An 18,904-nucleotide genomic window follows, 5' to 3' on the forward strand; every position below is an offset into this window, starting at 1 on the left:
TCTGTTGCCCGGTGGTGTTTGCTACCGGGCATTTTTGCGTAGCCCGTTCCGCTTAATTGAATACGTTGCAGTCGGATATATTTATCTCTGATTCATCCACACAAAGAACCCATTTCCCGCATGCAGCGCATATTAAAAGTGGATACCGTCACGCCATCTTCTCTTTCTGGTGACGGACTACCATGGCTAAATCCACTACATCTACACCGCATGATGCCGTTTTTAAAAAGATAATGTCTTACCCTGAGATGGCTCGGGATTTTCTGGAGATACACCTTCCTATCGCATTACGTGAGATATGTGATTTACAAACGCTGAAGCTGGAGTCCACCAGTTTTATCGAACAAGATCTCCGCGCATACTACTCCGACGTAGTGTGGTCACTAAAAACCCGCGAAGGTCAGGGCTATATTTATTGTGTTATTGAACATCAGAGTACCGCGGTACCGCATATGGCATTTCGCCTGATGCGTTATGCCACCGCGGCGATGCAGCATCATCTTGATGCCGGGAATAAAACGCTGCCGCTGGTGATCCCCATGCTATTTTATCACGGTCAACAAAGTCCCTATCCCTGGTCGCTCAACTGGCTGGATGAATTTGATAATCCGCAACTGGCGCGACAACTGTATTCTGAGGCTTTTCCGCTGGTCGACATTACCGTAATACCTGACGATGAAATTGCGCAGCATCGCAGGGTTGCGCTGCTTGAATTGATGCAAAAACATATCCGCGATCGTGACTTAATGGGGTTAGTGGATCGACTGGTCTCGCTATTAGTTACAAGCACTGCTAATGACAGCCAGCTACAAACGCTATTTAATTACCTGATACGGTACGGCGACGTTTCTCGCGTCAGCGAGTTTATCCGCGAAGTTGCCGAACGATCCCCCCATCACAAGGAGAAGCTGATGACAATTGCAGAGAGACTCAGGCAGGAAGGCCACCAAAATGGACTGCAAGAAGGGATACAGCAAGGGTTAGAACAAGGAATGCAAAAAGGGTTAGAACAAGGGGTGCAAAAAGGTACGCAAGAAGAAGCCTTACGTATCGCTCACATAATGCTGGAACAAGGTATTGATCGTGATTTAGTTCAGATAATTACCGGGCTATTGCCTGGCGATACCACCGCATGAGCCAGATTGGGAAGGCATTTAGCCTTCCCAATCAATAATTAAATCGTCAACGACTCAACCACTTCGATCCAGCCGTGTTCGCTAGCGATATCCTGATTGTTAAGCCAGCGGCGCAGCATATTTAGCGCCATCATCGCGCACACTTCCTGACGAATCGCCAGGCTGTAGCGATTTGCATTCAGCCGTACGCGCAAGGCGTGTGTCCCATCAGGCGTGGCCAGCGCAAAGTTAATATGTTCGTTTTCGAAAGCCGATATCGCGAGTGCCAATCCAGCATAATGTTTGCTGCGTCGTTCGGTTATCCAATGCGCCGTTTGCGCCAGCGTTTCTTCCTGAGGCGGAACCACTTCACTCGCCAACAGTGGCGCATTCGCACGAGAAAGCTGCAATGCCACCAGACCACCGGTGAATTGTTCGCTCAGCGTCAGGCTGAATTGCCGTTCTTGCAACGTGCGGGCGATTTGCGCGGGTAAGCCTTCCGTACCTTCAAAAATCATATTCTGCCCGGCAACCCGCTTAACTTCTGGCCACAGCGCCAGCATCGCTTCCCGTTGGGAGTCCGGCCCGGTCAGCTTCAGCTCAATAATTGGCATTGAGGAGCGATAACCCATTGTTACTCCCGGAGGCAACGGCAGCGGATCCAGGCTCTGCGCCAGGTCGCTTTCAGAACGGCCAAAGGTGGTTAATCGCAGGCATAACGGGGGCTGAGCCAAAGAGAAACGCTCACGCAAACGAGGCAGGATCTCATGCTCCACCATGACTTTGAATTCTGACGGTACACCCGGTGTAAAGAACATCAGGCAGCGGTTAAGCTTCAGGGCGAACCCGCACGCGGTACCCACCGGATTATTGATAAACTCAGCGCTGGCCGGAAGTTCAGCCTGTTTGCGGTTGCTTGGCGCCATCACGCGGCCACGATCGCGGAAATATCGCTCCATCTCGGCCAGCCATGCTTCATGCAGCACCAACCCTTCGCCTTTTGCCGTTGCCGCTGCCAGCGCGCTCAAATCATCGCTGGTTGGTCCCAGACCGCCATTAACGATCAGTACATCGGCGTGCTCGCTACGCTCACGCAAAACGGCGACCAAATCGTTAAGATTGTCACCTACCGTGTTGCGGCGTGTTAGCGGTAAACCCTGATTAAAGAAAAAATCGGCCAGCCAGGCGGCATTGGTGTCGACGATTTGTCCGTGCAACACTTCATCCCCTGTGGATAGCATCTCCACGTTTAACATCGTGTTCTCCTGCTTTTATGATGAAAACACTATAACGCATGGAGGGGGGAAGGCGCGACTGAACGCCGCGCCAGAAATGTTAGAAGCTGGCGTTAACCCCAACGTACGGGCCATCAGCAATCGCGTTATCACGGTTGCCGTCTTTGCCTGCCAGGTTCAGGTAACGATAACCGGCTTCAATGCTCAGCGGACGCAAAATGGTCAGACGCGCACCGGCATTCGCTTCTTCATAGCTGTCGATACCGCTGGAAAGTGAATCAGGAGAGTAATAATACTCACCAAACAGACGGAAGCTATCGCCAATCGGCCATTGTAAACCACCACCGACAGCGGCAGCATAGCCTTCATCGCCATCGTTTGGATTGGTATAAACACCTTTACCACCAACGGTCGCCATCAGCGGCCCCAGTGGGATATTCAAACCTAAACCCAGCCCGGCAACATCACCGTCGTCATCGTTATGCATCCAGTTACCGCTGACGGCCAGACCAGTACTCTCAGTGCCCATACCGAATCCCAGGTTAGTGTAGTCTTCGCCAGCCTGGCCGCTGATGCTAATCGCGCTCGCCGACGCGGAAACAAACAGCATTCCGGCAAAACCCAACATTAAACTTTTTTTCATTTTCTATCCTTTCCAGCAAGAATCAAAACATAGCCCCAAAACCGATGAATTGTACTGTCAGATGGCGAGGAATCAATGAGCTAAAAAAGCGATGCAATGACATATTGTAACTAAATACTACTCAGAAGATGTGGATAAGGTTAAATTCTTGTGTCATTTGTACATGTGAGCGTAGCAGAGGGTCGTTTTCAACAAACATCCTGTTTTCCCAACCAAAGTGGCGTTATTCATTGATGAAGCATTTTTTCTAGCGTCAGCAAAAGGTAAGATGCGTGCATGATGGAATTTTCTCTACCTCCCCTAAAGGACTGAACTTATGCGCCAAAGAACGATTGTTTGCCCATTAATTGAAAACGATGGCTGTTATTTGCTGTGCAAAATGGCTGACGACCGCGGTGTGTTTCCCGGTCAGTGGGCGCTTTCTGGCGGCGGTGTTGAACCAGGCGAACGTATTGAAGAAGCTCTGCGCCGTGAAGTGAGGGAAGAGCTGGGCGAACAGCTGGTGTTATCAGAAATTACCCCCTGGACCTTCAGTGATGATATCCGCACTAAAACCTATGCTGATGGCAGCCAGGAAGAGATTTACATGATTTATCTTATTTTCGATTGTGTCGCGGCGAATCGTGAAGTGAAGATTAACGAAGAGTTCCAGGCGTTCGCCTGGGTTAAACCGGAAGATCTCAGTGCCTACGATTTAAATATCGCCACGCGTAAAACGTTAACCTTGAAAGGGTTACTGTAGGTTATCATTTTAATAACGGCATAAAATTAATATTCTGAATAGCGGCATTGCACTCATCAACTTATAGCAAACAGCAATGTCGCAAAAAAAACCAAAAAAAAACTTTAATTTCATTAATATAAATAAAAAATAACTCTATTTAGCTGTCGTTCCAAAACCTTAAACTCTTAAGGATAAATTAACCTTCAGTCATTAACCTTTGTAGCCTGATGAAATAATTAACGACGCCCCTGTTTATCACTAAAAATAAAACTTCGGTGGCGTTAAATGGCTTGAAGGAATAATGATGTCTGACTTTTTGCCTTTCTCTCGCCCGGCCATGGGCGCTGAAGAACTTGCCGCAGTGAAGGCGGTTCTGGACTCTGGATGGATAACCACCGGCCCGAAAAATCAACAGTTGGAAGAGGCTTTTTGCCAGCTCACGGGGAATAAGCATGCCGTCGCCGTTTGCTCCGCCACTGCAGGAATGCACATTACGCTGATGGCGCTGGGCATTGGTGCGGGCGACGAGGTCATTACGCCGTCGATGACGTGGGTTTCTACCCTCAACATGATTGTTTTGCTGGGGGCGACGCCCGTCATGATCGATGTCGACCACGATACGCTTATGGTGACACCTGAGCAAATTGAAGCCGCTATTACCCCACGAACCAAAGCCATTGTTCCAGTACATTATGCTGGCGCCCCCGCCGACCTCGACGCAATTTATGCCATTGGCGAGCGTTATGGAATCCCGGTAATAGAAGACGCAGCCCATGCCGTAGGGACATTGTATAAGGGCCGTCATGTCGGTGCTCGCGGCACGGCAATCTTCTCGTTTCACGCTATTAAAAATATCACCTGTGCGGAAGGTGGACTGATCGTTACCGACGACAGCCAGCTCGCTCAGCGGCTTCGCAGCCTGAAGTTTCACGGTCTGGGCGTTGATGCTTTTGATCGACAAACCTACGGCCGGGCACCACAAGCCGAAGTGCTTGCACCTGGATACAAATACAACCTGACGGATATTAACGCCGCTATTGCGCTGGTACAGCTCAATAAGCTGGAGCAACTGAACTCACGCCGGGCGCAAATTGCCCAGCACTATCAAAAAGCGCTGGCCGATACGCCATTCCAGCCGCTGAGCCTACCGCAGTGGTCGCACGTTCATGCCTGGCACTTATTCATCATTCGTGTTGATGAAACGCGCTGCGGGTTGAGCAGAGATGCCCTGATGGAAGCGCTGAAGGCCAAAGATATCGGCACCGGCCTGCATTTTCGTGCAGCCCATACGCAAAAATATTATCGCGAACGCTTCACTACCCTTTCGCTCCCAAATACAGAATGGAATAGCGCACGCATCTGTTCGCTGCCGTTATTCCCCGACATGACCGACGCTGACACTCAGCGGGTCATTACGGCGCTTCGCGAGATAGCAGGACAATGAGCATGTTTGAAGCCACACCGATTAAAAAAGTCTCGGTTGTTATTCCCGTTTTTAATGAACAGGAAAGCCTGCCAGAGTTAATCAGACGCACCAGCGACGCCTGCGAGAAATTGGGCAAAGACTATGAAATTCTGCTAATCGACGACGGCAGCAGCGACCGTTCCGCTCAGTTGATGATGGACGCCTCTCAGGCACCGAACAGCCATATTGTCTCTATTTTACTGAATCGTAATTACGGACAGCACTCGGCGATTATGGCCGGTTTCAGCCATGTCACCGGAGACTTGATCATCACGCTGGATGCTGATTTGCAAAACCCGCCGGAGGAGATCCCACGGTTGGTCGCCACTGCAGATGAGGGTTTCGATGTGGTAGGCACGGTACGCCAGAACCGTCAGGATAGCGTATTTCGTAAGACCGCCTCACGAATGATCAACCATCTGATCCAACGAACCACCGGTAAAGCAATGGGCGACTACGGCTGCATGCTACGCGCCTATCGCCGTCACATCGTCGATGCCATGCTGCATTGCCAGGAGCGCAGCACCTTTATCCCTATTCTGGCCAACATTTTTGCCCGTCGCGCCACGGAGATCCCGGTACATCATGCAGAGCGTGAATTTGGTGACTCCAAATACAGCTTCATGCGTCTGATCAACCTGATGTATGACCTGGTGACTTGCCTTACCACAACACCGCTTCGCATGTTGAGCCTGCTGGGCAGCGTGATCGCTGCCACGGGCTTTACCTTATCAGTCCTGCTTGTTGTTCTGCGCCTGACGCTCGGCCCACAGTGGGCAGCGGAGGGGGTATTCATGCTGTTTGCCGTCCTGTTTACCTTTATCGGCGCACAGTTTATTGGCATGGGTTTACTCGGCGAATATATCGGTCGCATCTATAACGATGTCCGCGCCCGCCCCCGCTATTTTGTTCAACACGTTATCCGCCCACAAACTACGCAGTCAACCGAGGAAAACCGCGCATGAAAGCCGTCGTATTTGCCTATCACGATATGGGATGTCAGGGTGTCCAGGCCTTGTTGGATGCAGGTTATGAAATCGCTGCCATTTTTACGCACACCGACAACCCGGGTGAAAAAGCTTTTTTTGGATCTGTTTCCCGCCTCGCGGCCAGCGCCGGTATTCCGGTTTACGCCCCAGACGAGGTTAATCATCCCCTGTGGATTGAGCGCATTAGCCAACTGGCACCCGATGTTATCTTCTCGTTCTACTATCGCCATTTACTGAGTGATGAGATCCTCAGTCTTGCCCCTAAGGGTGCATTTAATCTGCACGGCTCGCTGCTGCCGAAATACCGTGGTCGCGCACCGCTGAACTGGGTATTGGTCAATGGTGAAACCGAAACGGGCGTCACGCTTCACCGCATGGTTAAACGCGCGGATGCTGGTGCCATAGTTGCCCAGCAGCGTGTCGCTATTTCACCGGATGATGTGGCGTTAACGCTGCACCATAAATTGTGCCAGGCTGCGCGTCACCTGCTGGAGCAGACACTGCCGGCCATCAACGCGGGAAGTTACTCCGAATTCCCTCAACAGGATGCAGATGCTACCTGTTTTGGTCGCCGTACGCCGGAAGATAGCTTCCTCGACTGGAACAAACCTGCCGCGGAGTTACATAACCAGGTCCGTGCCGTCAGCGATCCGTGGCCGGGCGCATTTAGCTATGTTGGCACGCAAAAGTTCACCGTCTGGTCATCGCGCGTTTGCACAAACGACATTGCGGCCCAGCCGGGCACCGTCATCTCCGTGTCTCCTTTACTGATCGCCTGTGTCGATGGCGCACTGGAGATTATTACCGGACAAGCTGGCGATGGTATTGCAATGCAGGGTTCACAACTGGCGCAGGTTCTGGGTCTGGTGCCAGGTTCTCGCCTGAACAGCCAGTCAGTGACCACCAGCAAACGCCGTACTCGCGTACTGATCCTCGGCGTTAACGGCTTCATTGGTAACCATCTGACCGAGCGCCTGCTGCAAGAAGATAATTACGAAGTGTATGGACTCGATATTGGCAGCGACGCCATTGGGCGTTTCCTGCAACATCCGCGATTCCATTTCGTCGAAGGTGATATCAGCATTCACTCCGAATGGATTGAATATCATGTGAAAAAATGCGACGTTGTGCTGCCGCTGGTAGCGATCGCAACGCCTATCGAATATACCCGCAACCCGCTGCGCGTATTTGAGCTCGATTTTGAAGAGAACCTGAAAATCATTCGTTACTGCGTGAAATACCGCAAGCGCATCATTTTCCCGTCAACCTCCGAAGTCTACGGCATGTGTACCGACAAAGTCTTTGATGAAGACAGTTCGAATCTGATCGTCGGTCCGGTCAATAAACCACGCTGGATCTACTCCGTATCCAAGCAGCTGCTGGACCGTGTTATCTGGGCTTACGGCGAAAAAGAGGGATTGCGCTTCACCCTATTCCGTCCGTTTAACTGGATGGGACCGCGTCTGGACAGCCTTAACGCCGCGCGTATCGGCAGTTCACGCGCCATTACACAGCTGATCCTCAACCTCGTGGAAGGTTCACCGATCAAGCTGATTGAAGGCGGTAAGCAAAAACGCTGCTTTACCGACATTCGCGATGGTATCGAAGCCCTGTACCGCATCATTGAAAACGAAGGTGGCCGCTGTGACGGTGAGATTATCAACATCGGTAATCCACAGAACGAAGCAAGTATTCAGGAACTGGCAGAAATGCTGCTTTCCTGCTTTGAAAAACATCCGTTGCGTAACCACTTCCCGCCGTTTGCCGGTTTCCGTGACGTCGAAAGCAGCAGCTACTACGGTAAAGGTTATCAAGACGTTGAGCATCGTAAGCCTAACATTCGCAATGCAAAACGCTGCCTGAACTGGGAACCGACCATTGAGATGCAGGAAACGGTAGAAGAGACGCTGGACTTCTTCTTACGCAGTGTGGATATCACGGAACACACATCATGACCAAAGTAGGCTTGCGCATTGATGTCGATACATTCAGGGGGACGCGCGAAGGCGTGCCCCGCCTGCTGGAGACATTAAACCGACATAACGTTCGGGCAAGTTTTTTCTTTAGCGTTGGGCCTGACAACATGGGACGCCATCTCTGGCGTCTTGTGAAGCCGCAATTTCTGTGGAAAATGCTGCGTTCAAACGCAGCATCGCTCTACGGATGGGATATTTTATTGGCGGGAACCGCATGGCCGGGAAAAGAGATCGGCCAGGCCAACGCGGCAATCATTGCACAAACCGCCCAGATTCATGAAACCGGTTTGCATGCCTGGGATCATCACGCCTGGCAGGCGCGAAGCGGAAACTGGAATGACAAACAGCTGATTGATGATATTTCGCAAGGTATCATCGCACTTGAAGCCATCATCGGTCAGCCAGTCACCTGCTCTGCCGTTGCCGGATGGCGTGCCGACAACCGTGTCGTCCATGCCAAAGAAGCATTCCATCTGCGCTATAACAGTGACTGTCGGGGAACGTCGTTATTTCGTCCGGTGCTGGAATCCGGGAAAACGGGGACGCCACAAATTCCCGTCACCCTACCAACATGGGATGAAGTGGTTGGTCAGGAGGTCCAGGCGGTGGACTTCAACTCCTATATTCTCTCCCACATCCAGATGAGCAGAGGAACACCGGTGTACACCATTCATGCGGAAGTTGAAGGTATCGCCTTTCATCAGAATTTTGACGAGTTGCTCATTCGTGCTGCCGATATGGGCATGACATTCTGCCCGCTTGGCGAGCTGTTACCTGACGACATCAGTACGCTGCCGTTAGGACAGATAGTACGTGGAAAAATACCCGGCAGAGAGGGATGGCTCGGCTGCCAACAACCGGTGAGTGTGACACCATGAAACCTGCTGCCCGCTACACTCTGGCATTTATCGCTTTAATCGCACTGTATTTTATTTTACCTATCAACAGCCGTATGCTCTGGCAGCCTGATGAAACGCGCTATGCTGAAATCAGCCGGGAAATGCTCAACTCTGGTGACTGGATCGTTCCACACTTTTTAGGGCTGCGTTATTTTGAAAAACCAATTGCCGGATACTGGTTGAACAGCATTGGGCAATGGCTGTTTGGCGCAAACAATTTTGGCGTCAGAGCGGGTGCTATTTTTGCCACTTTGTTGACCGCATTACTGGTAGCCTGGCTTGCCATGCGACTGTGGCAGGATAAGCGTACCGCCGTACTCTCCTCCGCTATCTTTTTAACGTTTTTTTCGGTTTACAGCATCGGCACCTACGCGGTACTTGATCCCATCATAGCGCTTTGGCTGATGGCGGGCATGTGCTGTTTTTGGGAAGGCATGCAGGCCACCACCAGAACACGCAAAATCATCGCTTTTTTGCTGCTTGGGCTGACCTGCGGTATGGGTGTAATGACCAAAGGTTTTCTGGCACTCGCCGTCCCTGTGCTTAGCGTATTACCCTGGGTTTTTGCCCAAAAGCGTTGGAAAGACCTCATTCTCTACGGTCTGCTGGCGGTGATCGGCTGCATCGCGATCGTACTACCGTGGGGTATAGCGATTGCACAACGCGAACCGGATTTCTGGCATTACTTCTTCTGGGTTGAACATATTCAGCGCTTTGCGCAGGATGATGCCCAGCATAAGGCTCCTATCTGGTACTACATCCCGATATTTGTGGCAGGCACATTACCGTGGCTCGGTCTGCTTCCCGGCGCGCTGCGTACGGGCTGGCGTGAGCGGGATGTTCCGCGCAGTGCTCTGTACCTGTTAAGCTGGATTATTATGCCAATCCTGTTTTTCAGCATCGCGAAAGGAAAACTGCCGACCTATATTCTTTCCTGCTTCGCGCCGCTGGCGATATTAACGGCGCGCTTCGGCCTGCAGGCTGCGGAAAAAGACTCAGCATCCCTGCGCATCAATGGCTGGATCAACGTGCTATTTGGTGTCGTCGGCATCGTCGCTACGTTTATTGTTTCCACGCTGGGACCATTGAAGACGCCGGTCTGGTCGCATATCGAAACGTATAAGGTTTTTTGTGCCTGGGGCATCTTTATCATCTGGACGCTTTTTGGCTGGTATACGCTAAATAACCGCGAGAAGAACTGGAAATTCGCAGCACTATGCCCATTAGGGCTGGCGCTGTTATTTGGCTTTTCCATTCCTGACCGGGTGATGGAATCTAAACAGCCGCAGTTTTTTGTCGAGATGACCAAAGAATCGCTGGAGCCGAGCCGTTATATTCTCACCGACAGCGTTGGCGTCGCTGCGGGACTGGCCTGGAGCCTGAAGCGCGACGACATCATGATGTACGGACAAACGGGCGAGTTAAAATACGGCCTCAACTACCCGGATGCTCAAGGCCGCTTTGTCAGTCGGGAGAATTTTGCCGACTGGTTAGCGCAACATCGACAGCAAGGAAACATTACGCTCGTGCTCTCGATTGATAAGAATGAAGATATTAATCAGCTTGCCATCCCTCCCGCTGACTACATTGATAATCAGGGGCGTCTGGTCCTGATTCAGTATCGGCCCAAATGATCTGGATAGCCTTAGTCCTCGCCAGCCTGCTCAGCGTCTGCGGCCAGCTATGCCAGAAGCAGGCGACCCGACCGGTGTCTGTTCGTGCGCGAAAACGCTACATTACGCAATGGATTGGGCTTGCTCTGGCAAGCCTCGGTCTGGCCATGCTGCTATGGCTGGCGGTTTTACAAAACATTCCTGTCGGTATTGCCTATCCCATGCTGAGTCTTAACTTTGTATGGGTAACTCTCGCGGCATGGAAAATCTGGCGCGAACCCGTCACAACCCGCCACTGGCTGGGCGTTGGGCTGATCATTACCGGCATATTTATTCTTGGGAGCGCAGTGTAATGGGCGTATTTTGGGGATTATGTAGCGTGATGATCACCTCCATCGCCCAGTTGAGCCTCGGCTTTGCGATGGATAATCTGCCGCCAATGCTGCAGCCGCTGGCGTTCATCTCCGCCGTATTCTCTGTCAGTATTGGTGCGTTTGCTTTATATGCCGGGCTGGCAGGGTATTTGCTGTCGGTTATTTGCTGGCATAAAGCCCTACACCAACTCGCGCTGAGCAAAGCCTATGCCCTACTCAGCCTGAGCTATGTGCTGGTGTGGGTTGCCTCAATGATCCTGCCCGGCTGGCAGGGAACATTTTCAGTGAAAGCGCTGGCAGGGGTACTGTGCATCATGGCAGGGTTAATGACGATTTTTCTGCCTTCACGCAAACACCTGTCCTGAGATTATTTATCTTCAGACAGTCGTAACAGACGTTCCCATTCATCACAGATGTACTGTCTGGCATCAATTACCTTAATGACACGGGATTTATCGCGGTTAATACAATACTGTGCATCCTTCAGCGGTGAAAGGAGATCGCCGGGCTTAATCCGCTCGGAAGATTGCGCCTGGGCAAGCATCTTGAGCGAACCACCGCTATCGCAAAGTACGATATAGAGCCTCCCTGCTTTTTTGTGACAGCAGGTCTTCTTCACATGCCATTCCATAGCGCACCTATTGTTAATAAATTTCACAATAGGTTACACATTAGCTCATAAACAAAAGGACAATAGCTGCGGAATGACAATAACGAGAAATACTATTAATGTTTTCTTAATGTTAATGATGAAGCACTTACCCAATCCAATAACGCACGGCGCGAAATTTTAATTCCTCCTGCTTTGAGCTCGGGCGGCAATGTTAGCCAACAAATCGGCTGCTGAAAGCGGGCTAGCTTATCTTTTACCCACTCTTCGAGATTAGTTTCTCCAGCATTAGCGTCATACTCAATGACAGCCACCGGGCGATGGCCAAACTCTTTGTCTTCTATCGGCACAATGAAGGCTTGTAGAACATGCGGATGCGCTGCAATCACGCGTTCCACTTCTTCCGGCTGTATACCTTCCCCGCCGCTAAAAAACAGATTATCCATACGACCGACAATCGTTAACTTGCCGTCCTTTAGCACGCCGCGATCGCGGGTTGCAAACCAGCCTTCCGCGTTCACTAAAGGAATAAGCTGTCCGTTACGCCAGTAACCTTGCGCCATGCTGGCGGCACGCAGCCAGACTTCATCATCAACGATTCTTACCTCTCTGCCCGCCAGGGGGGAACCCACATCTGCCAGACCATCAGCCTCTTTCGCACAGACCGTAGAAGCAAACTCCGTTAATCCGTAACCGCACCAGCAACGAATCCCTTGCTCGCGCGCTTGCTCCGTCAATTCAACAGGAATTGCCGCACCTCCCAGCAGTACCGCTTTGAGTGTGACCGGCGTGTTGTTGACCAGCAAGCGCCACAGCTGCGTGGGCACCAGTGAAGCGTGGGTACATCCAGCCAGCATTTGCTCCAGCGGCTGCTTGTCGCGCACGGTCATTCGCGCTCCGGCGAACAACCAGCGCCACAAAATACCCTGACCGGAAACATGAAACAGCGGCAGCGAGAGCAGCCAGTCATCCTCAGCACCAAACGGCATTAATGACAGTACGCCCTTCGCGCTTGCCAGATGCGCCTGACAGGTATGAACAGCCGCTTTTGGCAATCCGGTAGAACCTGAAGTTAACGTCATCGTGCTCAAACGTTCAGGCAACCACGCAGCGGCGCGATCGCCTGGTAACGACCGCATCTGCAACGGGCTGAGTTCCGGAAGTGCGATAGCGGCCTCCAGATCCAGCGCAAAACGTAGCGTTAAGTCCGGGATAAGCGCATCAAGCAGCGGCTGAGGCAACTGTGGGTTCACAGGTAAAACCCGCGCCCCACATTGCAGCAGCGCGAGCCAGGCCAGCAAAGCGCGTGGATGATTCCAGGCGCGAAGCAGAACACCATCGCCCTCTTCCACGCCCTGAGCGGCAAAACCGCAGGCCAGATGATCTACACGTGTGCAGAGATCGCTCCAGCTTAATACCTCATCGTTGAGGCGTAAGGCTGGCGCCTTCGCACGAACCTGTCGCCAGTGACGCCACGGCCAGTCACGGAACTGCACCAGGCCCGATAAGCTCACGCTATCGGGCATTTCCTGCTGGGTCATAGCAGACGTTCCAGCGCATCAACGTCGATACACGGCAACGTGCTACCCGGCCAGGTGCGTACCTGCTGGCACTGCATCAGACTCAGGGTATCCAGACCCGGAATGGTCTGCGGCGTTAGCCAGGCGGCAATTCTCGCCAGCTGGGTTAAGCCCAGACTCGACTCGATTGACGAACTGATAACGGCAGTAAGACCAAGCGCATGCGCCGCAGCCACCTGTTCACGGACTTTATCGAGACTGCCGGTCAGCGTAGGTTTGATAACCACGGCCTTGACGCCCTCTTCAGCTTCGAAGGTGAAATCTGCTTCACGCAGACTTTCATCCCAGGCGATGGCAATGCCGGTTTCACGCGCGAAGGCACGAGAATCATCGCGGGTTTTGCACGGTTCTTCGAGGAAGGCAATACGTCCGCGATACTCCGGATTAACGTATTTCGCGAACTGCTGAGCTTTCAACGGCGTCCAGGCCCGGTTGGCGTCAAGTCGCAAATGCAGCTCCGGGATCGCCTCAAGCAGCAGATTGGCTACCATGCCGTCGCGGACCGCTTCATACAGACCGACCTTGATCTTCGCCACTTTTTCGCCCGGCATATCCGCCAGTTGTAGCACCAGATCGTCAGGATCGCCGGTACACAGCGGCGCAGCACGATAGTCCGCGTCCTGTGGCAATACGCCAGTCAGTTCGGCAAGCGCACAGCTTACGCCAAAGGCGACCGAAGGCAGTTGCGGTAAGGAGTCATCCCCTTGCAACCAGCCTTTCACCCAGGCCAGCAGCTCGGTTTGCGCCTCTTCCCAGCTTTCCTGACTAAAGCCCGGCAGTGGGGAAATTTCTCCCCACCCTTCGCGCTCGCCGTCACAAAGACAAACGTACAGCCCGTCACGCGTTTTTAACCGCCTGTCGCGCAGAATCACCCCCGCGTCCATGGGGATCTGCCAGCGGTATACCTGCGCGCTACGCATTACGGATTCCGTTTGAATTTGCTGAAATCAGGCTGACGTTTCTGGTTAAAGGCGTTACGGCCTTCCTGACCTTCTTCCGTCATGTAGAACAGCATAGTGGCGTTACCTGCCAGCTCCTGCAGACCAGCCTGACCATCACAGTCGGCGTTCAGTGCGGCTTTCAGGCAGCGCAGCGCCATTGGGCTGTTTTGCAGCATTTCACGGCACCAGCGTACGGTCTCTTTTTCCAGATCCGCCAGCGGAACCACGGTGTTGACCAGACCCATATCCAGCGCCTGTTTCGCATCGTACTGACGGCACAGGAACCAGATTTCACGCGCTTTTTTCTGACCGACGATGCGCGCCATGTAGGAAGCGCCCCAACCGCCGTCGAAAGAACCGACTTTCGGGCCGGTCTGACCAAAGATGGCGTTTTCAGCCGCAATGGTCAGGTCACACATCATGTGCAGCACATGGCCACCGCCAATGGAGAAACCTGCAACCATCGCTACTACCGGTTTCGGACAGGTACGAATCTGGCGCTGGAAGTCCAGTACGTTCAGGTGATGCACACCGGAGTCATCCTGGTATCCGCCGTAGTCCCCACGCACTTTCTGATCGCCGCCTGCGCAGAACGCTTTGTCGCCAGCACCAGTCAGAATAATTACGCCGATGTTGTCATCATAGCGGGCATCTGCCAGCGCCTGGATCATCTCTTTCACGGTGACCGGACGGAAGGCATTGCGTACCTGTGGACGATTAATGGTGATTTTTGCGATACCGTCGGTGGATTTCTCGTAAAGAATGTCGGTATAGTCTTCAGAGCAATCGTGCCATTCTACCGGTGCGTAAAGCATTGTTTCATCAGGATAGATCATAAAATGTCCTATAGTCAGCGACGCAGAATCTGAGCCAGACAGTCCACTACACCCGCGGGGTTGTCCCGATGCGCGTTGTGTCCGGCATTACGAATCACATGGTTTGGTACTGATATTTCCGCCGCCAGAGCACGGAATTTTTCGTCACGTTCACCACATAAATAATAAAACGGAAATGTGCGCGTCGTGAGTTGCGCACGTAAATCAGGTTGTACGGCAAGCGAGGTGGCCTCCAGCATTGCCGCCAGCGTTTGCCCATTATTCTGGCTACGCAGTGCGACCAGCGCCTCTCTTTGTTTCGCGTTCAGCGAGGAAAAAATGGGCTGTTGATACCAGTCATTAAACACCTCACGTAGCGGATCTGCGCGAAAACGTGCAGCCCAGCGGCCATCCGAGAGACGACGCTGAACGCGCGCCTCCTCGCTTTGCAAGCCGGGATGTCCGCCTTCAACCACCAGACCACAAAGCCCAGGCATCTCCTGACAGGCCGCCATCATGGCGACTCTGCCGCCAAGAGAGTATCCCACCAGCCAGTAGTTAAGTATGTTGTAACTAAGTAGAGTGTTACGCAGCAAAACGCTGACATCATCGAACCCACTCACGCCGATGTCAGCGGAGCCACCGTGTCCCGGCAAGTCGATGTATAGCCGCGAATAATCCTGAAACACTTCGCCGACCGTCTGCCATTCCTGGCAATCGCCAGAGAAACCGTGCAGGAAAACCAGCCAGGGAAATCCCGTTTGGCCCTCTTTCGCCTGCGCATGCAGGATCATAGGTGACTTACCTGCGCCAGCAGTTGCTGCAAGGTTTGCGCCCCGTCAGTTTCGTTCACCACCAGTTCAATCACCGTGGCCGCAGGTGTACGCCACGCGTTAGTCAACGCGCTCTCCAACTGCTCCCAGTTTTCCGGGCGCTGGTATTTAAGGTTAAACATGGCGGCAGCATGCTCGAAATGTACGTTCTGCGGCATCAGATAGAACCGTTCGCGTTCGCTGGCTGGTGTCGGCAGCAGGGAAAAAATCTGCCCGCCGTTATTATTGACCACTATCAGGACAAACGGTGCAGAAACCTGGCGCAATAACGCCAGCGCATTCAGGTCATACAATGCAGATAAATCGCCAACAATCGCCAGCGTCGATTTCGCGCTGGCACGCTGTACACCAGCTGCCGTTGACAGCAGGCCGTCAATACCGCTCGCGCCACGGTTGCTATAGACCGGGTAACCAGCCGGAAGCTGCGACAGCGCATCAATCAGGCGTACCACCAGACTGTTACCCACGAACAGCTGCCCCTGCTCCGGCAAGTAGTCACGGATACGGTGGGCTAATTGCGCTTCACCAAACGCCTCACGACGGGCTTCTACCGCCTGCCAGGCCTGTTGCGCCAGACGAGGGATCTCCATACACCAGGGATGACGTTTCTCCGCCGGATGTAGCTCCAGCCAGTCGCCAACTTTCGCCACCAACCTGCGGCCGCGATGATGGGCCGGATCGAGGCGGCCTTCGATATTATCGACAATCCAGTATTCCTGCGGATCGCAGCTGGCCTGCCATTGCAGCAGACGTTTTCCAGTCAGGCTGCTACCAAGCTGCACCACAATCTGCGCCTGCTGCAATTCAGCTACAGCTTTCGCATTTCCCAGCCACAGGTCGGCGCACGGCAGCGGTTGTCCGGTTTGCGACAGAACATCGCCAATCAGCGGCCAGCCTAACGTCTGCGCCCACTGCGCAACCTTCTTACCTTCTTCCGCGCTCATGCGGCCCGCAATGACTACGCCGCGTTTTTGTCGCCAGAAAAACCAGTCGCGTTGTTTGTCGCTTTCCAGCCGACGCTCTTCTCGCAGCCAGGGTTTATCATCCTGCCACCAGTCGCCGAGGCGCTGCTGCCAGGCAATCCCCGTTTCGTCCATATCGCCATACAGCGGTTCCGCAAACGGGCAATTGATATGAACCGCCCCGCTATGCAGGGCAGCTAACGCATTATCAATCGTGGACACCAGCCAGCTTGCCGGAATGTCCTGAGTTGGACGCGGTAAAGAGAGCGTTTGCGATGGATGCGAGGCAAACATTCCGGCCTGACGAATCGCCTGGTTCGCGCCACAGTCGATAAGCTCTGGCGGTCTGTCAGCGGTAAGTAAAATCAGTTTTTCACCGGTCAGGCCCGCTTCAATCAACGCGGGATATAAATTCGCCACCGCGGTACCGGACGTCACAATCACGGCGACAGGTTGACGGCTGACTTTTGCCAGACCTAAAGCCAGATGCCCAAGACCGCGCTCGTCAAAATGGGTGTGGTGGATGAATGCGGGGTTTTCCGCTGCCGCCAGCGTCAATGGTGTAGAACGAGAGCCAGGGGCAATGCAGACATGCCTGACGCCGTGGCGAGTGAGTGCTTCCAGAATGACCGCCGCCCAGCGTCGGTTAAATGCGCTTACTGACATGAGATTGTCCGGTATCAATATTGCGACACAGTATAGAGAATCGAATAAATGGATTTTTGATATGAATCGGAAATATACACGAAATCACTATCCTTCCATCTGTAATAAAGTACGTAACCCTGCCGCTTTATTGTCTATTTCTTGCCATTCCTGCTCAGGATCTGAGCCACGTACAATCCCTGCCCCGGCATACAGGCGTACCACGTTTGCACTAATTTTCGCCGAACGCAATGACACGCAAAACTCGCTTTGGCGCAAAGAAAGATAACCCGCTGAACCGGCATACCACTCGCGTTCAAAGGGTTCATTTTGCTGGATGAATTCACGCGCCAGCTCACGCGGAATACCGGCGACTGCCGCCGTGGGCTGAAGCTGCATCAGGCAAAGCATATCGTCGGCCTGATTCAGTTCCGTCCAGATGCAACGGCGCAGGTGCTGCACTTTACGCAGCCTGAGCACCTGCGGTGGCAGCACATCGAGAGTTTGCGTACAGCCTTGCAGACGCTGGCAAATATCTTCGACCACCAGCATATTCTCGCGCTGGTTTTTATCATCTTTCATTAGCCAGTCGCCCAATTGCCAGGCCCGATGATCCTCAGGGTGATTGGCCACGGTTCCGGCCAGCGCCTCGGTGCGCAGCGCCGTATCACGTCGTCGATACAGACGTTCAGGAGAAGAGCCAAGAAAAGCGGTGTCGGCGGAGAATGCCATAAAGAAATGGTAGCAGTTCAGATTTAAGCGACGGCTGGAAGCCATCACGGCAGCGGCATTAACTGACTGAGAAAATTGTAAATCGGTCGCCCGCGCCAGCACGACCTTATCGAGGTCTTCTCCTGCGATCGTTTGAGTGGCGAGTTTTATCAGGTCTATCCAGCCAGCTTTCTCCGGCCAGTGCTGTTCTCCCGTCAAACTCAAACGCAATGCAGGGAGCGGTTTTACGGGAGCAAGCGATGAGATGAAGGCGATCGCTTGTGCAGCGTCTTCACGTAGCGACACGTCGCTATAGAGATGTAAGCGTAAGCTCGCCACTCCGGCGCAACGTCGCCACTCCAGCCGCGGCAGCAGTAAATTGCCACTCTGAGGCTCAAAGGCATTCAGGCCCCAGATGCGCAGGTCGGGATGATTATCATGCTGATGTAAAAATTGCTGGGCTGATTCCAGCGAGGAAAATGCGGCGACGGTCCCTAATACGGCGGCTTCTTCATCGCCGTTACGCTGCTGCCAGTAAAACTGGGGCCAGACGGGTTGACTGGCCAGCCATCCTAAAGCGTCAAACGCATCATTCAGTGGGAAAGGTATATCGTAAATACGAATTCCAGGTGCTGCTGGCATCTCTTGCGATAAATGACGCATCAGACTTTCCAGCGCAGTAGTGATTGAATGCACGCGGACCTCTCCCTGTTAAAAACCTCTCATTATACGGGGTACTGAGCAGAAAAAGCAGTACCCCCAGTTAGGGAGTAC

The 18,904-nt window shown here is 53.0% G+C and carries 18 protein-coding genes; 9 read left to right on the plus strand and 9 right to left on the minus strand.

Translation table 11 applies throughout. The features are described from left to right. Positions 1-182 precede the first annotated feature (182 nt). Entirely contained in the window at positions 183-1,136 is a 954-nt protein-coding gene (locus OGY08_RS05590; protein WP_032944058.1) for an Rpn family recombination-promoting nuclease/putative transposase, read from the plus strand. 38 nt (positions 1,137-1,174) lie between these two features. Here OGY08_RS05590 and OGY08_RS05595 read toward each other — a convergent pair whose 3' ends face one another. Then, positions 1,175-2,371 carry a nicotinamide mononucleotide deamidase-related protein YfaY gene (locus OGY08_RS05595; RefSeq protein ID WP_008785325.1) on the minus strand — a complete coding sequence of 399 codons (1,197 nt, stop codon included), beginning with the start codon at positions 2,369-2,371 and terminating at the stop codon, positions 1,175-1,177. A gap of 79 nt (positions 2,372-2,450) precedes the next feature. Then, the gene (locus tag OGY08_RS05600; protein WP_008785326.1) at positions 2,451-2,993 is read right to left on the minus strand and encodes a YfaZ family outer membrane protein; all 543 of its coding nucleotides are present in this window, start codon (positions 2,991-2,993) and stop codon (positions 2,451-2,453) included. A gap of 316 nt (positions 2,994-3,309) precedes the next feature. On the opposite strand from OGY08_RS05600, the gene nudI reads away from it, so the two are divergent. The 8 genes from nudI to arnF all read left to right on the plus strand — a co-directional run bounded on the left by nudI (position 3,310) and on the right by arnF (position 11,398). Beyond that, positions 3,310-3,735, plus strand: a complete 426-nt coding sequence (nudI, locus tag OGY08_RS05605; RefSeq protein ID WP_008785327.1) for a nucleoside triphosphatase NudI — start codon at positions 3,310-3,312, stop codon at positions 3,733-3,735. Positions 3,736-4,021: 286 nt separating this feature from the next. After that, positions 4,022-5,161 carry a UDP-4-amino-4-deoxy-L-arabinose aminotransferase gene (gene arnB / locus OGY08_RS05610; RefSeq protein ID WP_020996681.1) on the plus strand — a complete coding sequence of 380 codons (1,140 nt, stop codon included), beginning with the start codon at positions 4,022-4,024 and terminating at the stop codon, positions 5,159-5,161. Between the two features lie 2 nt (positions 5,162-5,163). After that, positions 5,164-6,147 carry an undecaprenyl-phosphate 4-deoxy-4-formamido-L-arabinose transferase gene (gene arnC / locus OGY08_RS05615; protein ID WP_008785329.1) on the plus strand — a complete coding sequence of 328 codons (984 nt, stop codon included), beginning with the start codon at positions 5,164-5,166 and terminating at the stop codon, positions 6,145-6,147. After that, positions 6,144-8,126 (plus strand): bifunctional UDP-4-amino-4-deoxy-L-arabinose formyltransferase/UDP-glucuronic acid oxidase ArnA, encoded by a 1,983-nt coding sequence (gene arnA / locus OGY08_RS05620; protein WP_125362700.1) that lies wholly within the window; start codon positions 6,144-6,146, stop codon positions 8,124-8,126. Before arnC ends, arnA begins: the two co-directional genes overlap by 4 nt. Next, the gene (gene arnD / locus OGY08_RS05625) at positions 8,123-9,025 is read left to right on the plus strand and encodes a 4-deoxy-4-formamido-L-arabinose-phosphoundecaprenol deformylase (RefSeq protein WP_103285577.1); all 903 of its coding nucleotides are present in this window, start codon (positions 8,123-8,125) and stop codon (positions 9,023-9,025) included. The genes arnA and arnD overlap by 4 nt, the downstream gene beginning before the upstream one ends. Further along, on the plus strand, positions 9,022-10,680 hold the full coding sequence (gene arnT / locus OGY08_RS05630; protein ID WP_125362707.1) for a lipid IV(A) 4-amino-4-deoxy-L-arabinosyltransferase: 1,659 nt from the start codon (positions 9,022-9,024) through the stop codon (positions 10,678-10,680). The genes arnD and arnT overlap by 4 nt, the downstream gene beginning before the upstream one ends. Beyond that, complete coding sequence (arnE, locus tag OGY08_RS05635; protein ID WP_003834709.1) at positions 10,677-11,012, plus strand: 4-amino-4-deoxy-L-arabinose-phosphoundecaprenol flippase subunit ArnE; 336 nt, start codon at positions 10,677-10,679, stop codon at positions 11,010-11,012. Before arnT ends, arnE begins: the two co-directional genes overlap by 4 nt. After that, positions 11,012-11,398, plus strand: a complete 387-nt coding sequence (gene arnF / locus OGY08_RS05640) for a 4-amino-4-deoxy-L-arabinose-phosphoundecaprenol flippase subunit ArnF (RefSeq protein WP_008785335.1) — start codon at positions 11,012-11,014, stop codon at positions 11,396-11,398. The genes arnE and arnF overlap by 1 nt, the downstream gene beginning before the upstream one ends. Positions 11,399-11,400: 2 nt before the next feature. Here the strand turns inward: arnF and pmrD are convergent, their stop codons facing one another. The 7 genes from pmrD to menF form a co-directional block, all read right to left on the minus strand. Then, positions 11,401-11,664 carry a signal transduction protein PmrD gene (gene pmrD / locus OGY08_RS05645; RefSeq protein WP_079934570.1) on the minus strand — a complete coding sequence of 88 codons (264 nt, stop codon included), beginning with the start codon at positions 11,662-11,664 and terminating at the stop codon, positions 11,401-11,403. Between the two features lie 95 nt (positions 11,665-11,759). Next, positions 11,760-13,184 carry an o-succinylbenzoate--CoA ligase gene (gene menE, locus OGY08_RS05650; protein WP_185757607.1) on the minus strand — a complete coding sequence of 475 codons (1,425 nt, stop codon included), beginning with the start codon at positions 13,182-13,184 and terminating at the stop codon, positions 11,760-11,762. Beyond that, positions 13,181-14,143, minus strand: a complete 963-nt coding sequence (menC, locus tag OGY08_RS05655; protein ID WP_125362701.1) for an o-succinylbenzoate synthase — start codon at positions 14,141-14,143, stop codon at positions 13,181-13,183. The genes menE and menC overlap by 4 nt, the downstream gene beginning before the upstream one ends. After that, positions 14,143-15,000 carry a 1,4-dihydroxy-2-naphthoyl-CoA synthase gene (menB, locus tag OGY08_RS05660; RefSeq protein ID WP_125362702.1) on the minus strand — a complete coding sequence of 286 codons (858 nt, stop codon included), beginning with the start codon at positions 14,998-15,000 and terminating at the stop codon, positions 14,143-14,145. The genes menC and menB overlap by 1 nt, the downstream gene beginning before the upstream one ends. A 14-nt stretch (positions 15,001-15,014) precedes the next feature. Then, positions 15,015-15,773, minus strand: a complete 759-nt coding sequence (gene menH / locus OGY08_RS05665) for a 2-succinyl-6-hydroxy-2,4-cyclohexadiene-1-carboxylate synthase (RefSeq protein ID WP_125362703.1) — start codon at positions 15,771-15,773, stop codon at positions 15,015-15,017. Continuing rightward, a complete protein-coding gene (gene menD, locus OGY08_RS05670) occupies positions 15,770-17,440 on the minus strand; it encodes a 2-succinyl-5-enolpyruvyl-6-hydroxy-3-cyclohexene-1-carboxylic-acid synthase (protein WP_125362704.1) in 1,671 nt (556 codons plus the stop codon). The genes menH and menD overlap by 4 nt, the downstream gene beginning before the upstream one ends. 87 nt (positions 17,441-17,527) lie before the next feature. Continuing rightward, positions 17,528-18,826 carry an isochorismate synthase MenF gene (gene menF, locus OGY08_RS05675; RefSeq protein ID WP_008785341.1) on the minus strand — a complete coding sequence of 433 codons (1,299 nt, stop codon included), beginning with the start codon at positions 18,824-18,826 and terminating at the stop codon, positions 17,528-17,530. Positions 18,827-18,904 lie beyond the last annotated feature (78 nt).

The organism is Citrobacter sp. Cpo069, from assembly GCF_030332785.1.
GTDB lineage: Bacteria > Pseudomonadota > Gammaproteobacteria > Enterobacterales > Enterobacteriaceae > Citrobacter > Citrobacter portucalensis.

Excerpts from the sequence above, each read along its gene's own strand:
- OGY08_RS05590 (WP_032944058.1), top strand. The coding sequence starts at position 183 with ATGGCTAAATCCACTACATCTACACCGCATGATGCCGTTTTTAAAAAG.
- OGY08_RS05595 (WP_008785325.1), bottom strand. The coding sequence starts at position 2,371 with ATGTTAAACGTGGAGATGCTATCCACAGGGGATGAAGTGTTGCACGGA.
- OGY08_RS05600 (WP_008785326.1), bottom strand. The coding sequence starts at position 2,993 with ATGAAAAAAAGTTTAATGTTGGGTTTTGCCGGAATGCTGTTTGTTTCC.
- nudI (WP_008785327.1), top strand. The coding sequence starts at position 3,310 with ATGCGCCAAAGAACGATTGTTTGCCCATTAATTGAAAACGATGGCTGT.
- arnB (WP_020996681.1), top strand. The coding sequence starts at position 4,022 with ATGTCTGACTTTTTGCCTTTCTCTCGCCCGGCCATGGGCGCTGAAGAA.
- arnC (WP_008785329.1), top strand. The coding sequence starts at position 5,164 with ATGTTTGAAGCCACACCGATTAAAAAAGTCTCGGTTGTTATTCCCGTT.
- arnA (WP_125362700.1), top strand. The coding sequence starts at position 6,144 with ATGAAAGCCGTCGTATTTGCCTATCACGATATGGGATGTCAGGGTGTC.
- arnD (WP_103285577.1), top strand. The coding sequence starts at position 8,123 with ATGACCAAAGTAGGCTTGCGCATTGATGTCGATACATTCAGGGGGACG.
- arnT (WP_125362707.1), top strand. The coding sequence starts at position 9,022 with ATGAAACCTGCTGCCCGCTACACTCTGGCATTTATCGCTTTAATCGCA.
- arnE (WP_003834709.1), top strand. The coding sequence starts at position 10,677 with ATGATCTGGATAGCCTTAGTCCTCGCCAGCCTGCTCAGCGTCTGCGGC.
- arnF (WP_008785335.1), top strand. The coding sequence starts at position 11,012 with ATGGGCGTATTTTGGGGATTATGTAGCGTGATGATCACCTCCATCGCC.
- pmrD (WP_079934570.1), bottom strand. The coding sequence starts at position 11,664 with ATGGAATGGCATGTGAAGAAGACCTGCTGTCACAAAAAAGCAGGGAGG.
- menE (WP_185757607.1), bottom strand. The coding sequence starts at position 13,184 with ATGACCCAGCAGGAAATGCCCGATAGCGTGAGCTTATCGGGCCTGGTG.
- menC (WP_125362701.1), bottom strand. The coding sequence starts at position 14,143 with ATGCGTAGCGCGCAGGTATACCGCTGGCAGATCCCCATGGACGCGGGG.
- menB (WP_125362702.1), bottom strand. The coding sequence starts at position 15,000 with ATGATCTATCCTGATGAAACAATGCTTTACGCACCGGTAGAATGGCAC.
- menH (WP_125362703.1), bottom strand. The coding sequence starts at position 15,773 with ATGATCCTGCATGCGCAGGCGAAAGAGGGCCAAACGGGATTTCCCTGG.
- menD (WP_125362704.1), bottom strand. The coding sequence starts at position 17,440 with ATGTCAGTAAGCGCATTTAACCGACGCTGGGCGGCGGTCATTCTGGAA.